The sequence below is a fragment of the Priestia veravalensis genome, assembly GCF_001457055.1.
Taxonomy (GTDB): domain Bacteria; phylum Bacillota; class Bacilli; order Bacillales; family Bacillaceae_H; genus Priestia; species Priestia flexa.
Map to the genome: position 1 here is coordinate 76,724 of NZ_KQ758631.1, position 15,032 is coordinate 91,755.

Annotated in this window: 15 protein-coding genes and 1 riboswitch; of the genes, 3 read left to right on the forward strand and 12 right to left on the reverse strand. The window is 37.4% G+C overall.

All coding sequences use genetic code 11. From position 1 onward, the window contains the following. Positions 1-203: 203 nt before the first annotated feature. On the forward strand, positions 204-779 hold the full coding sequence (locus AS180_RS04440) for a cell wall hydrolase (RefSeq protein WP_025910005.1): 576 nt from the start codon (positions 204-206) through the stop codon (positions 777-779). Positions 780-817: 38 nt separating this feature from the next. Here the strand turns inward: AS180_RS04440 and AS180_RS04445 are convergent, their stop codons facing one another. The 4 genes from AS180_RS04445 to AS180_RS04460 all read right to left on the reverse strand — a co-directional run bounded on the left by AS180_RS04445 (position 818) and on the right by AS180_RS04460 (position 5,026). Then, positions 818-2,152 carry a sodium-dependent transporter gene (locus AS180_RS04445; protein ID WP_025908855.1) on the reverse strand — a complete coding sequence of 445 codons (1,335 nt, stop codon included), beginning with the start codon at positions 2,150-2,152 and terminating at the stop codon, positions 818-820. 137 nt (positions 2,153-2,289) lie between these two features. Continuing rightward, a complete protein-coding gene (locus tag AS180_RS04450; protein ID WP_025908856.1) occupies positions 2,290-2,469 on the reverse strand; it encodes a hypothetical protein in 180 nt (59 codons plus the stop codon). 261 nt (positions 2,470-2,730) lie between these two features. Next, positions 2,731-3,474, reverse strand: a complete 744-nt coding sequence (locus tag AS180_RS04455; protein WP_025908857.1) for a TspO/MBR family protein — start codon at positions 3,472-3,474, stop codon at positions 2,731-2,733. A 175-nt stretch (positions 3,475-3,649) separates the two neighbouring features. Continuing rightward, a complete protein-coding gene (locus tag AS180_RS04460) occupies positions 3,650-5,026 on the reverse strand; it encodes a sodium/glutamate symporter (RefSeq protein ID WP_025910620.1) in 1,377 nt (458 codons plus the stop codon). 394 nt (positions 5,027-5,420) lie between these two features. After that, positions 5,421-5,519, forward strand: a riboswitch (TPP riboswitch). Between the two features lie 111 nt (positions 5,520-5,630). Here AS180_RS04460 and tenA point away from each other — a divergent pair. Beyond that, complete coding sequence (gene tenA, locus AS180_RS04465; protein WP_062686490.1) at positions 5,631-6,320, forward strand: thiaminase II; 690 nt, start codon at positions 5,631-5,633, stop codon at positions 6,318-6,320. Positions 6,321-6,359: 39 nt separating this feature from the next. Here tenA and AS180_RS04470 read toward each other — a convergent pair whose 3' ends face one another. The 3 genes from AS180_RS04470 to AS180_RS04480 are packed head-to-tail and all read right to left on the reverse strand — an operon-like array spanning position 6,360 to position 8,874. Beyond that, positions 6,360-7,760 carry an aldehyde dehydrogenase gene (locus tag AS180_RS04470; RefSeq protein ID WP_035321082.1) on the reverse strand — a complete coding sequence of 467 codons (1,401 nt, stop codon included), beginning with the start codon at positions 7,758-7,760 and terminating at the stop codon, positions 6,360-6,362. 16 nt (positions 7,761-7,776) lie between these two features. Further along, positions 7,777-8,079, reverse strand: a complete 303-nt coding sequence (locus AS180_RS04475; protein ID WP_025910749.1) for an ArsR/SmtB family transcription factor — start codon at positions 8,077-8,079, stop codon at positions 7,777-7,779. 15 nt (positions 8,080-8,094) lie between these two features. Beyond that, the gene (locus tag AS180_RS04480) at positions 8,095-8,874 is read right to left on the reverse strand and encodes an SDR family NAD(P)-dependent oxidoreductase (RefSeq protein WP_025910750.1); all 780 of its coding nucleotides are present in this window, start codon (positions 8,872-8,874) and stop codon (positions 8,095-8,097) included. 264 nt (positions 8,875-9,138) lie between these two features. On the opposite strand from AS180_RS04480, the gene AS180_RS04485 reads away from it, so the two are divergent. Further along, positions 9,139-10,341 carry a MerR family transcriptional regulator gene (locus tag AS180_RS04485; RefSeq protein WP_025910752.1) on the forward strand — a complete coding sequence of 401 codons (1,203 nt, stop codon included), beginning with the start codon at positions 9,139-9,141 and terminating at the stop codon, positions 10,339-10,341. Positions 10,342-10,374: 33 nt separating this feature from the next. On the opposite strand, the gene AS180_RS04490 is transcribed toward AS180_RS04485, so the two are convergent. From AS180_RS04490 to AS180_RS04510, 5 genes are all read right to left on the reverse strand, one after another. Beyond that, entirely contained in the window at positions 10,375-11,343 is a 969-nt protein-coding gene (locus AS180_RS04490) for a nucleoside hydrolase (RefSeq protein WP_025910753.1), read from the reverse strand. A gap of 310 nt (positions 11,344-11,653) precedes the next feature. Continuing rightward, positions 11,654-12,265 carry an FAD-dependent oxidoreductase gene (locus AS180_RS23115; RefSeq protein WP_025910755.1) on the reverse strand — a complete coding sequence of 204 codons (612 nt, stop codon included), beginning with the start codon at positions 12,263-12,265 and terminating at the stop codon, positions 11,654-11,656. Next, positions 12,198-12,779 carry a superoxide dismutase family protein gene (locus AS180_RS04500; protein ID WP_025910756.1) on the reverse strand — a complete coding sequence of 194 codons (582 nt, stop codon included), beginning with the start codon at positions 12,777-12,779 and terminating at the stop codon, positions 12,198-12,200. The genes AS180_RS23115 and AS180_RS04500 overlap by 68 nt, the downstream gene beginning before the upstream one ends. 286 nt (positions 12,780-13,065) lie before the next feature. After that, positions 13,066-13,542, reverse strand: a complete 477-nt coding sequence (locus AS180_RS04505) for a YusW family protein (RefSeq protein WP_025910758.1) — start codon at positions 13,540-13,542, stop codon at positions 13,066-13,068. Positions 13,543-13,617: 75 nt separating this feature from the next. Next, positions 13,618-15,000 carry an aspartate kinase gene (locus AS180_RS04510; protein WP_025910759.1) on the reverse strand — a complete coding sequence of 461 codons (1,383 nt, stop codon included), beginning with the start codon at positions 14,998-15,000 and terminating at the stop codon, positions 13,618-13,620. Between the last annotated feature and the right edge of the window lie 32 nt (positions 15,001-15,032).

Below are 15,032 nucleotides of genomic sequence, written 5' to 3' on the forward strand. Positions count from 1 at the left end.
CAGTTACTCTTCTTCTTTATCTCACTCTATTAAAGTGAAAAGCTGACTGTTCGTTAAGGATGTGTACATTTATTACGATTATTGTTAAATTTATTTAATATCTTCCTAGACTGGTATGTTTTCATTAATGACAAGACACCTCATATGCTGTTACTCTTTAGAACGTGCACGCTAAAACACTACACATCGGAGGTTATAAAACTATGTGGAAAAAGTTAGCTATTATTGGTGCTTTAACAGTATCTATGCTCGGATTAGGGCATTCAGCAAGCGCAGCGGAAACAACGCATCGCGTAGACAGCGGCGAGTCCCTTTATAAAATTGGGATGGAATATGGTGTCTCTATTAAAGATTTAAAAGCTGAAAACAACAAAGAAACTGACGCACTTGCAATCAATGAAACACTAAAAATCCCAAGCTCAATTAGCAGTACAGACAAAGATCTATTAGCTCGCATTATACATGCAGAAGCAAAAGGAGAGCCTTACGCTGGAAAGGTTGCCGTTGCGACTGTTATCTTAAACCGTGTCGATGATGATGCGTTCCCAAATTCTATTCGTGAAGTCATTTACCAAAAAGGCCAGTTTGAACCTGTAAGCAATGGTGAAATTAACAAGCCAGCTGATGCTGAAGCGAAAAAAGCAGTAAACGAAGCGTTAGCATTACATGGGGGAGGTAGCGGTTCTCTCTTCTTCTTTAACCCTTCAAAAACAGATAATCAATGGTTACGTCAAAAAGAAGTCACTACTACAATCGGTGATCATGTTTTTGCAAAATAACAAATGAAAAAAGCACTCCTTTTGGAGTGCTTTTTTACCTAGTAGGCACTAGCTAAATTAAATAAAACCACAATAATAATGAATGGCAAAATATATTTAACTAGGATAAACCACGTTGAAAATAACCTTTCAGATTTTGGGCTTCCCGTTTTAAATTCTTCAAACACGTGCTCTTTTTTCATTTTCCATGTAATAAAAATAGCGATTAAAAGACTTCCAATGGGAAGCATTAAGTTACTTACAAAGAAATCTGCTGTGTCAAAGATGTTTCTACCAAACACCGTGATGTGCTTTAAGACACCAAATGACAGCGCTGAAGGCAACCCAACAAGAAAGACAATAGCTCCTGCTAACACTGCAGATTTTGGACGCTTCTCCTGCTTTTCTTTTGTAAGAGCCGCCACAATAATTTCTAAAAGTGAAAAAGATGAAGTTAACGTTGCAAATAAAAATAACAGCAAAAATAGTGCTAAAAATACAGGGCCGAATGGTACTTGCTCAAACACTTGCGGCAATACAACAAAAAGCAATCCTGGCCCTTCTGTTGGTTCCATGCCTAATGCAAATACGGCAGGAAAAATAGCTAACCCAGCGAGAAGTGATACAACCAGATTTAAAACAGAGATGGAACCGGCAGATTTTGTTAAGCTTATATCTTTTCCTAAATAAGAACTATAAGTAACCATGCAAGATAAACCTACGCATAGAGAAAAGAAAGACTGCCCTAATGCGTACAAAACAGATGTACCTGTAATGGCACTAAAATCAGGCTTCAAAAAGAACTCTATACCTTCCATTGCCCCATCTAGCGTTAACGAACGAACAACGATAATTAAAAAACAAATAAATAACAAAGGCATCATATATTTGTTTGTACGCTCAATCCCTTTTTGAACTCCTCTTGATACAACATATACATTAATAATCAAAAATAAAGCCTGAGCTCCAATTACTAGATAAGGCTCTGCAATAACCGTATTAAAAAGTGCACCATACTCTTTTCCAGTAAGTAGTCCACTAAGACTCATAATGGTATAAAGAATAATCCATCCGCCTACAACGCTGTAAAAAGACAACAAGACCAGACAGCTGATAACGCCTACTCGTCCAATCCAAACCCAAGCTGTGTTGGGGGCAATTGCTTTATATGCACTAATCGCTTCTTTTCCAGTATGCCTACCAATAATAAATTCCGCTAACAACAACGGTAACCCGATAAAGAGCGTAAACAGTACAAACAATAAAAAGAATGCTCCTCCACCGCTTGTCCCAGTCACATAGGGAAATTTCCAAATGGCACCAAGACCGATCGCAGCACCTGCAGATGCTAATACGAATCCTAAACGTGAAGACCACTGATTTGCTTTACTCATATAACCAAATTCTCTCCTCTTCTATACTCATCTGAATAGTACTTTATCATATATTGAAGAGAAAATCATTCTCTATTGCATTTTTTCAAGAAAAACACTGCTTGTTTCGTTTTCTTACAATAACTTTTTTGTTCTAGCTATTCGCGAAAAGAAGACTCGTCACCATCATATGCTTCTTGATTCGAAATAATTTCAATATGCAAGTGTCCTGCTTTTTCTAATCGAAGGACCTCTCTTTCCGCTTCTGCATAATCTTTACATGTAATTTGACTGTACTCCATATTTTCTTTATCTGTATAAGCTACTAAATACGTCATTTTTAAGCTCCTCTTTTACTTTATTACTTATGATATAGCCTTGAATGAATCCCTTTAAACATCCAAGACTATTTTTTTCTTCTTCACATATTTATATATAAAATCCGTTTGGTGTAAAGGAGGGTACAGAATGGCTTTTATTTTATCTTTTATTCCCATTGTTGTCCCTTTTGGCATATTGATTTGCTTAATCGGTTTCACATCTTCTTTATTAGAGGATCGTAACGAAAAAAAGAAACCCTAGCAATCGCTAGGATTTCTTCACTTTCGATAATTACGAATGAGCTGAACAATGATATTAAGTACCAATATTACGACTACAACCCAAACTGTTGTTACAATCCCTGAGTATGCGCTTTGCTTAACAGAAATTGCAATAAAAGCCCATATGAATACGAGTGAGTATGCGATATCTCTGTTTTTTCTTGTAAACAAAACGCCTAATATTCCGCCCACTACAAGCATAATGATTGCCCACGTCTGTTCACCTAAACCAAACAGCGTTTCGATTCCATTAGCTTGGAATACAACAAAGACATTAACAATTGTTGCTACGGATACCCAGCCAATATAAATAGAAATCGGCAGCCTCATAAACCATGTTGTCATTCTGGAATTTTGAATGATGGAGTAAATAATCATTAGCGTTACTAAGAATAGAACGATGACGAGTAAAGCAAGAGTAAAGTAACGATATTGAAAGATAAAAATCCATGCACTATTTAGTAAACAACTAATGAAGAACCAAATACCAATTTTCGCATAGATTTCTTTTTGATCTTCTCTCGCAATAAATTGACGAATAATCCAGATAATTAGAAGCGTATAAATTAGGCCCCATATCGCAAACGCATAGCCTGCTGGCGTAAATAGTGTTGGTACGCTATCAGATACTTCACCTGTAGTTTGACCACCTATTGGTAAAGCGTTCGCTAAATAGTTTACGATTAACACAAGAACTAAACCAATCGCATTTAAGATACTATAAAAACGAAAATTTGCCATACTATTTCTCCTTTCCTGTAGATGTAAATATAGTTGTTCTAGCTAAAAAGATAAAATAGTAGCTTCTCTTCATTAATACCTCGTCTGACTTAAATTTATGCACTCGTTAACAATTTTTCTTAGAATAGGCCTTTTGACTCCTAAAAAAACAACAACTCAGCCTTAGACTGAGTTGTTATTTTGAATTTGCTTCTATACTTCTTGATTGACTGGATGATTTCTTTTCGTTTTTAACCCATCCTCTTAACATGGCAAATAAATAAATAGCTATGCTTGCTCCAATTGTAATAAGCACAAACAACCAATGCTGGCTCGTTGCAATCATTAATGGAGCAAATGTAATAAGGAGAATCTCTACCGGCGCAATCGGTATATATGCCAACGCGTAATCATCGAGTGTTTTACTTTTGCTTTCAGGATCCGCGATACGCAATAGTGCGATTCCCATTGCCGTTGTTCCTGTAATCCATCCCCAAGTAAAAATTCCTCGTTCAAACCAAATTGGACCAAAGAACTTGCCAGAAAGAACTCGGAATACAAACCATGCAAACAACAGACCGAATAATAATAACAGTGCAAAAGGTACAATATAGCTTGCTACCGCTGATAAACTAATAGAAGCAATACCAAACGCAACTAAGAAGTCTGTTGCACTTCCACTAATTCTGTTCATTACATCTGCATTAATATACTGATCGCTATTCGTTTTCTTCATAATACCTTTAATAGCTAAACCTACAAGAAAAGCTAGTGAAAAAGCCGGTATTGTTACTGAAGGCAATAACGTTTGACCTAGCTCACTTAAATAGTAGCCACCTAATGCGATAATTGTCACTAAAGCCACATGTAAGACAAGTGGATCAACAGCAATCGATGATACCGTATCCATTTTTGTAGAAGTGCGCTTTTCAGGGGGGATTAATCCTGTTCTTAATTCTCGTGGTAAGTCTTCAAATCTTGCAAGATAATTTGTTTCACCTTTTTTCGAATAATATTTAATGAACGCCAACCCTACTACGATTGAGCAAATAACACCAATTGTTGCTGATGTCATCGCTAGCGATAATCCTTCTTCCCATCCTTGCTTTGCAAACGCATCTCCGACAGCAGCCGCTGTTCCATGTCCACCGATAAATCCTGCTGCTAATAACAAGCCAAATCCTAAGTTTAAATCTCCCCAAACGTTATTTAATAGCAGCAATGAAAATAGTAAACCGACGCCCCACATTGCTAGCATAATCATTTGAGAATACGACCACATACTACCTACGCGACCCGCTATTTCTTTAAACTTTACACTTTGAGTTGCAATTGGAATTGCACCAAAAATAACCGCGATTAGAATACCTGGATAAGTTCCAATTTGATCAGTGAATGGAATGAGGCCAATACCGTTTGGCCCTAATGCTAAACCCAATATTCCGGCAATAATACTCGCAGGTAAAAATAAGTTTTGTACCCACCTGACCTTTGCTCGAATAATGGTACCAGCCACTAATAACAGTGAGATGAAACCAAGATCCACAAATAAATCCCATGCTGATAGATTCATTAAACAACCTCCTTAAAAAATATAATTCCTACTAAATTGACAGGACTAATTTATATTAAACTAGGCAAACTGAAAAGGCCATTTAGCTTCAGCTAAATACCTCTTCAATTTGTAGCTTAATTCTTTAATTGAGCTTGTTTAAACGTAACGAACTTACAATTATTATAGCATGATAGCACAGCCTTTGCACATTCCGACAAGATTCGTGACAATTTTCTCATTTTTTCATTAACTACTTCAATCGTTTAGTTACTAGTTTCATATGTAATTTATCTCATTTATTTTTTTAAAATATCACTATTCAAACTACTACTTTCCATTACTTTTGAACCGTTTTTTCTAAACTTTTGTATAATTCTTTTTTTTATGTTAAATTGAATAAGAATAAAATGAAAGAATCCACTAGGGGTGCCGTTTGGCTGAGACAAGGAATCTTGATCCCTTTGAACCTGATCTGGCTTATACCAGCGTAGGAAAGTGGTACGGCGTTGTCGTGTAATACACCAACAACTGTCTTTACCACTCCATATAATGGGGTGTTTTTTTGTTATTGCCTACATTTATAAGTGCATTCCTTGTGGATTCAATTAGGGAGGAATATCAATTGTCATTTTCAGCTCAATTACGCAAAGAAGCAGCTTACATTTACGATTCCATCTTTCAACATCCATTTGTTGCAGGTATTAAGGAAGGAAAAGTTCCAAAAGAAGCTTTAATTCATTATGTGTCACAGGATTATGAATATTTAACTGCTTTTGTTCGCATATACGGTGCGGCGTTAACAAAATGTAGTACCCGTGATGAAATGGAAGTGTTTAATAACGGTATTTCAATTGTTTTACATAGTGAAGTCCATCCTCATAATAATTTTTGTAAAGTAGCTGGCATTCGTTATGAAGATATGAAGCATCAGCCCTTAGCACCAACAGCAAATCATTATATTAGCCACATGATGACGGTCGCACATACAGGGACACTAGGTGAAATTATTGCTGTGCTACTGCCATGTCCATGGACATACGTTGAAATTGGCGAGCGTATTGCAGGCGAAGTGAACTTAACACCGGATCACCCTTTTTACGAATGGATTTCCTTTTATACCAATGGAGAAATGAAAGAAACGACAAAATGGTTTTGTGACAAATTAGATGAGTTAGCAGAAAAAGCTTCAGCTGAGGAACGTAGACGTATGAAAGAGCATTTTATCAAAAGTTGCGAACTTGAGTATCTATTTTGGGACATGGCCTACAAACAAGAGCAATGGCCTCTATCTCAAACCATCGTGCACTCATAACAAACAGGGCTTCTTATAAAGAAGCCCTTTCGTTTGACGTTATTTCAAAAACTTTTTAATCGTTTTTAGACTTTGGTTATCAGACGGATACTTAAAGGCAAAATCAAACTTTGTTGTTTGCTTCAGCACGCTTTTAAAGTGTGAAAACGTTTTAAAGCTTGCCTCACCGTGATATTGACCGATTCCACTCTCTCCAACTCCTCCAAATGGCAGGTGCGGCGTTGCCAGGTGCATAATCGTATCGTTAATGCACCCTCCCCCAAATGAAACCGTGTTAATAATTTGCTGCTGAACCTCTTCACTTTCTGAAAACAAATATAGAGCTAGCGGCTTTGCTTTTTGATGAACTGCACTTACGACCTCATCTACACTTTCATATTCAATAAGAGGTAAAATTGGACCGAAAATTTCGTCTTGCATAACGCTTGAATCCCATTTTACTTCGTCTAAGACGGTTGGAGCAATCTGGAGCGTTTCTTCATTATAATTACCGCCAATTACAACTTTTCCATCTTGTAAAAACTCAATTAAACGATCGAAGTGTCTCTCACTGACAATTCTGCCATAACGCCCGCTTGTGAGTACATCTTCGCCATAAAACTGCGTTACCGCTTTCTGTAGCTGTGCAATAAGCTGAACCTTTACGTCTTTATGAACTAGCAAGTAGTCTGGAGCAACGCATGTTTGACCAGCATTCATACTTTTACCAAACATGATGCGCTTAGCCGCAAGTTCAACATTTGCATCTCTATGCACAATACAAGGGCTCTTACCTCCTAGCTCTAACGTGACTGGAATGAGCTGCTTTCCTGCTTCTTGCATAATGACTTTTCCAACGTTGACGCTTCCTGTAAAGAAAATATAATCCAGCGGTTGCTTCAATAAGATTTGAGTCGTTTCCACAGCTCCTTCTATAACTGTAACAAACGAAGGGTCAAACGTTTTGGCAAGCAATTCTTCCATTACCCTTGAAACATTAGGCGTCAGTTCCGACGGCTTAATAATTGCTGTATTGCCCGCTGCAATAGCGCCAATTAATGGTGAAATAGCTAGTTGAAACGGGTAGTTCCACGGTGCAATAATGAGCGTCACTCCGTAAGGTTCCGGGATGATATATCCTTTTGAACCAATATGAGTCATGACTGTCTTTGCTTTTTTAGACTTCATCCAGCCGTCTAAATGCTTTAGCGTAAAGCGAATTTCTTCTAACAAAATGCCAATCTCAGAAGCATACGCTTCTATTTCTGATTTGTTTAAATCTTTTTTCAACGCCTCCATAATTACTTCTTCATTGGATTTAATCATGGATTGCAAATCCTTTAGTGCCTGCACTCGCACGGCTTTGGACTTTGTCTTTTGTTCATAGAAGTACCGCTTTTGCTTTTCGACAATATTGCTGATAATGTTCTCATCTGTAACGTAATACTCACTATGCTTCATTTCTTCACCTCTTTGATCATAAACATTCTTTTTCAATTGTTGAAATTAATTCCTTTAATAGCCCTACCGCATCTTCTAATGCGAGTGAATAATAACGCTGCGTTCCTTTTTGCTCAATACTTACAAGCTTTTGGTCACGTAATATTTTTAAGTGATGAGAAACTGCTGGTCGAGAGAGGGTTGATTCTTTTGCGATTTCATTGACCGTTAGCGGTTCCTTTTCTGCTAATAATAAAATAATGTCCTGTCTCGCTGAATCGCTTAGTGCTTGAAAAACAGGAATACTGGATCGAAATAATTCCACTGCGCGTGTACTCATGCTACCTATCCTCTCTTACTTAACTTCTTGCATACTTCTTACAACTTTTGTAATAAGCTTACGTGGGAAAAACCTCGGCAGCATAGTTGCTACTTTAAACTTTGCTCCAAGTATAATAATCGTTTTCCCTCTCATGAATTGTTCATAACCTACTTTCGCTACATCTTCCACATGGAGAGCCCCTGATTCAAATAATTTTGAGCCACTTAAATTAGCTCGGTCACTAAAGCCCGTCTTAGTAGGCCCTGGGCAAAGCGCACTAATGGTTATATTAGTATCTTTCAACTCATTCTCCAACGCTTCAGTAAACGATAAAACATAGGCCTTTGTTGCATAGTAAACAGCCATCAATGGTCCAGGTAAAAAAGAAGCTACTGATGCAATGTTAAGAATTCGCCCTTGGTTACGCTCCACCATTTCTGGTAAGAATAGCTTCGTTAAATACGTGAGCGTTTTTATATTTAAGTCAATCATATCTGCTTCTTCAGCCCAAGATGTCTCGATAAATGTACCATATAAACCGAAGCCAGCATTGTTGACTAGAAACTGAACCGTAATACGTTGTTGCTTTATTTCATCGTAAAGCTTTAACGCCTCTTTTTGTTTAGAAAGATCTTTTATACTAATTAAAACAGAAATTGAATAGTTATTTTCAAGCTCTTTCTTTAACTCTTCCAACTTTTCTTTACTACGTGCTACTAATACGAGTGAATAGCCATCTTCCGCAAAATGATATGCCAATTGTCTTCCAATTCCACCTGACGCACCTGTAATCAAAGCATATCCTTTTTCCATTTAAAACAGCCCTTGCGTTTATATATTTAAAAACTTAAACATTTGAACATATCTTATCGAACTTAGTTTATACTGTCAACTTTTTATACATACGAGCATTTTACAAATTTCTCTTTTTGTTTACATAAAAGGCTAATGTCGTCTAGTTTTGACAACCTTTGTCACCTAGCAGGAAAAATTAGTTAGATATGGTGAATACAACATACAACGAAAATCAAGCTAATACATACTTTTTATTAGGAAAGAATTAGAGGAGGAAAAAAAATGACTGAAATTTATACAATTAAAGCTGTATGTGACCGCCTAGATATAGATCGTCGCACATTAAAAGGGTGGGAAAGTTCCTTACAGGGTTATTTATATATTGAGAGAAGAGATGGAGCACGTGTATATACTGAGGACAAAATTGAGTTGCTCAGTGATATTAACCAGCTATTTGCGGAAAACTGCACCTTAGATGAAGTGAAAGAATACATACAGCTAGTGAGCCAAGAAACGCAGACGGTCTATGAAGAAGCTGCTCCTACAGTTGACGAAGTGTCGTCTGCAGAGACGAACGAAGATGTAGAGTCAAAATCCCTTGAGAAACCTGAAGACAGAATTGAGGAAATAGATGAAAAGAAAACTCACCCGCCTATTGAAGAACCAATTACTGAAGAGAAAGCGAACGTGTCTAATGAAGAGCTACTAAACAAACAAAGTCATCTTCATGCTAATGAATCAGAACCCGTCTCTTCTAATGACGTTATCGTACAAGAACGAGAAATATTGCAAGGAGAACTTGTAGAAGCGGTGCGACGCTACGAGGATGTTTTTGAAGTATTAAATTCATTTAAAGATGATTTATTAAAAGAAATGCGTGAAGGAATGCGTAACGAAGTACGTGAAGAAATTGTTGGTGAAGTAAAAAAAGAGCTTGAAAAAAGCGCTAATCAAACGTACGAAATGGTTGAAACGGTGGGAGCTGTTATCTCTGAGTCTTCAGAACGTAACGCTAAAGAAGTCGAGAATATGTCTAAGAAAATTATCCGTGCCAATGAAAAAGCATTAGATGAAATCTCGTCCATTATGGATGAACAGTCTCATACCGCAGAGCAAAGCGCTGAAGAAATGAAATTGTATATGAAAGATATCGTAGCGAATGCCGATGAATCATCAAAAGAGATGCAATATTTACTTGATCGCTTTTCTAGCAATTCTACCGTTGCAATGAATCAAGTTAAATTTATGGTCGAAAAGCTCTCTAATTCTTCTAGCCATACGACAGAAGAACTGCGAGATTTAATTGATTCCATGAATGAAGAACGCGTTTACTATTTGAAAGAAATGGAAAAGGAAAGAAAGCTTCACCGCCAAAATGTGTCTGAGCGAGAAGAAATGTTCAATGATTTTGTTCAAACATTTCGCCAAACAGCTGCTGCTGATATGAAAAGAAAGCGAAAGTGGTGGAAGCTCTTTTTATCATAATAAGTAAAGTCCCCAGTATCATGGGGACTTTACTTATTTTACGGGTCTTACTAAAATTGTCGTAAGCTCTTTTAGGAATGCCTGTTCATTAATACCCCAAGCTATATATGATGGTTCTTTTTGTTCTTCAACTAATGTTTTAGGTCGAAAATCTGCGATACTTTGTCCTTTTGCTTCTCCACTTAACTCTACACTTACTTTACGTTGAACATATTGAATAAGCTCATCGTTAACTAAAGCCATTAACGGAACGATATCATGTATAGGCGTTCCTTGTATACCAGGCCATTGCTTTTTATAGGCTTCAAAATAATAAGTATAAATTGGTAATATTAGAGGTTGAAATGGGTTTTGACTGGTTGATGATATTTTTTGAATCGTTTCCGGCTTTACAATAACCTTATGAGTAACGTTTAATGGATACACTCGCACCTTTTCTGCTCGTTCCATAACTACATTAGCCGCAATAGAATCACCATGAAAGTTAGCTTCTGCAACAGGCGTAACATTTCCTGGCACCATAAAAGCGCCACCCATTATAAAAAATTCATTTACATATTCATTTAATACATCCCCATGAAGTACAAATAACATAGCTAATTCCGTTAGACGTCCCGTAGCAATCACCGTAATATTCCCTTTATACGTTTCAATTAACTCGAATGATTTACTAAATGACTCCACCGGTAACGCAAAGGATGGAGGAACATTAATTGGCCCTAAAGTTTCTCCATGTATCTCAGGATAAAAAACAGAGATTTCACCTGTGATTGGTCCTTTAGCCCCTTCTATAATTGGAATATCTTTACGATTTGCTAACGTTAAAACATAAGAAGTATTTAAAATCGCATCTTCTTTTGATACATTTCCATATCCGCTCACAATCCCTACTACGTTAATATTAGGATGTAAAAGAGCATACATAAGCGCCAAGGCATCATCAATACCTGGGTCCATAAACAACAAGACGTTAATCTCTTCTCGCAAAGCACCACCTCCCATTTTTTAACACACCTTATATAGTATATTTATGTTCAGTGATGCTTTGAAATACATGATACCCGCTTACAGATGCTCCGATCGTTCCTGCACCAGGGAAAATCGTATCTCCACAGAGCCATGCCCTTAACACCCGAGCGATGGGAAAGACTGTTAAACAGAGCATTCTCTAACGTTTGAGGAAATCCTCCTACGCCCCCTTGAGCTCTGGATGTGAAACGTTCCTACGCCACCGGTCCACCTGAAATTTGATGAATGGCAGATTCAATATGTGGAATGACTGTTTTTATTCCTTCAATCATTTTTGTTTCCATCACTGTTTTTTAGCATCGTAAGCTTCTTTTGTTTGCCACTTGTTTAGCTCAATATGAGTTGAAGCTGTAATCGTTCGATAGCCTTTTGGTGCACGCTTTTCATCATTTGGATGGGAGATGGAAACAAAAATGTGTTCAGCTTCTGTCATATCTCCTTGCTCTGATAGAAGAATTTGCTGAAATAAAGAAAGATTATTCGGTAAATCTTCTTCTTTGACAGCCAAATACATCGTATATGTACCCCACTGCGGTAATTTCGCTTTTGCTCTCAGCTTTGGGGTTAGCTTCATATATACGTCTTCATCTAGTATTGTGCCTAAGTTTTGAACCGGCACATTGCACACAACATGAAAAGCATCATAGGAATTATCACGATGGTCATGGATAATCCACCGATTGTCCTTTCTTTCTATTCGTACTGCTTCTCTTCCTTTTATTGCTTTTCCTCCATGATTTTCAATGTACGTCTGAAGTCTTTCTGCAACTTGATACAGTCCTCCCTTTACATAAAACGCTCCTTCGCGACTTTTACTTTTTAACGTTTTATTTCGTAATGACGCCGCAAATAACGCGGTCGCCAGAGTTCCCTGCAGGGTCCGTTTCATAATCATCTGGCCCTGCATGAATAACGAGGGATGAACCGTCAACATCTAGTAATGAATTAGGCTTTCCTTCCGCTAGCGTTACAAGTGAAGCGAAAGTCTCTGCGTTAATTTTCCCGCGCTTATCTGCTTCTAAATTAGGAAGATCACCACCGTGAGGACCTTTCGGGTTTTTAAATCCATGCTTACGATCATAGGGATTAAAGTGTCCACCTGCGGTTTTGAAATCTGGAACTTCACATTTACCAATTTCGTGAATATGAAAACCATGTCTACCTGGAATTAGCCCTTCTGCTTCGACTTTGATACGAACTCCATTTTTCTCTTCTGTAAAGGTTGCTTTCCCTACTTTTGCCCCTTTTGTATCCATTAATTCTACCGTTAATGGCGCAACTGATTCCTTATTTACTTCTGTAGCTGGTTGGTACTCATCCTGGGAATGTTGTTGACCTTGTCCTAACCCACAGGCAGCTAACAGTAAGAAAACTGCGCTGACACAGCATTTCATTAAGATTGTTTTCATTATTAATTCCTCCTTTAGCTTTCATATCATCATCCTTTCACATTTCATAGGTTTTTAGACGTCAAAAAAAGAGCGCGGGACAGGACGAAATAATTCCTTTTCAAATCAAAGAAGAACCATTACTTTTTTATAATGGTTGGGTTGTAGGAACAAGTTCGTTCCATTGCGCCCCACTCTTTTTTTAAATTGTTTTCTGAACCAACAAAAAATCCGAACGATTGAGAGTTAACTCTCAATCGTTCGGATAGATCACTAACTGAGATATTTATGTCTCAGCATCTTTTTTCTATTTGTTAATAATGTATTTTTTTTCAGTTCCATCAGCAAAGCGCACTTCTAATTCAAATGATTCATAATCACTATTTAAATTAAATACTTTTACTACTTCTTTGACAACATCTTTTTCAGGTGTATTCTGGTCAAACGTTAATTTTTCAAACTTAGATGATAGCTCTTCAAAAGCCTCATTGCCTTTTAAATGCTTATCATTTGCTTCATCGTCAATTTTTGCTTCCATATCATCTTTTTCATTTTCGTATTCTACTTCATAGTCATTGTTTAAACCTTCATACTCTACATCCAAATCGAACTTCGAGAAGTTAAACGCCCTATTTTGATCATTTTCGCTGTTTGTTGATTGTTGCTCTACGTTGTCTTCAACCGGAGCTTCTGGTGGTGGAGATTCCACTTCATCATTATTACATGCAGCTAAACCTAATAGAGCAGCGAACGATACAGAAAGAACAGATACTTTTTTCAACATAAAAAACGCCTCCTTAAATATACGACTACTATTCGTATACCCAACGGAGACGTTTATTATACGCATACTAGTAAATTACTTTACGCTTGAATATGAAATGCTGTACATTTTATTAAAATAAGTGTTGTACAATGCCTGTACTGCTTTTTCAAGTGCATCAGCCTTTACTCCAAACATCATGCTTACTTCTGAAGAGCCTTGGTTAATCATTTCTAAATTCACGCCTGCTTTGGCAAATGCTTCTGTAGCCTTAGCCGCAATTCCAACAGAACTGTTCATTCCTTCTCCTACTACCATTACTAGCGCTAAATTTCGTTCAATTGAAATGTTATCTACTTCCAACTCTGTTTGAATACGATCAAGTACCCGCTCTTCTACTTCCGGCGTTAGCTGATGTTCACGCATAACGACTGAAATGTTATCGATTCCGGACGGCGTATGCTCGTATGAAATCCCTTCATCTTCTAAAATTTGCAGAAGCCGTCTGCCAAATCCGATTTCACGATTTAACAAATATTTATCGACATGAATATTGCAGAAGCCTTTATCACCTGCAATGCCTACGACAGGTTGTTCGCCAACTTTTCGCTTAGAGACAATAAATGTTCCCTTTGCCTTGGGATTGTTTGTATTCTTGACGCATACCGGAATCCCGGATTTAAAGACAGGTTCAAGCGCTTCGTCATGGAAAACAGAAAAGCCTGCATAAGACAATTCGCGCATTTCTCGGTACGTCACTTCTTTCATTTCACAAGGTTTTTCAACAAGTCTTGGATCTACGCTATAAATTGCATCTACATCTGTGAAGTTTTCATATAAGTCTGCTTTAACACCAGCAGCAACAATAGAACCTGTAATATCAGAACCACCTCTTGAAAACGTCACAATATTGCCTTGTTCAGAGTAACCAAAGAAGCCCGGGATAACTAAAATGCCTTCACGCTCTTTCAACTTTGGTAACTCTTCATAAGAAAGCTCTAAAATTCTTGCTCGACCTGGCTCATCTGATACAAAAATACCCGCTTCTTTAGGATTTACATACGAAGCTTCTTCTCCTAAATGCTGTAGATATGCAGCCATTAATCTTGCATTATTATCTTCACCACTTGCTTTCAAACAATCTAATAAGCGGAATGGGTCATTTTTATGTAAAGAAATTAATGAGTCAATGTTATCAATGATTTCCGTGATAATCTCTTCAGACATTTCTAACTCAGTCACAATTTCTCGATAACGATCAATGACTTTGCCAAACTCTTCTACGTAATCTTCACCTAGCTGAATTTTCCCAGCCAACGCAATTAATAAGTCTGTCATTTTTGTGTCATCAGCATATCGCTTTCCTGGTGCAGATACAACAATCATTTTTCTCTCTTTGTCTGCTTGAATGATTTGTGCAACTTGTTTAAATTTCGCTGCGCTTGCAACTGAACTCCCGCCGAATTTCGAAACCTTCATGTTTGAGACACTTCCTTACCTGTTTTTAATAT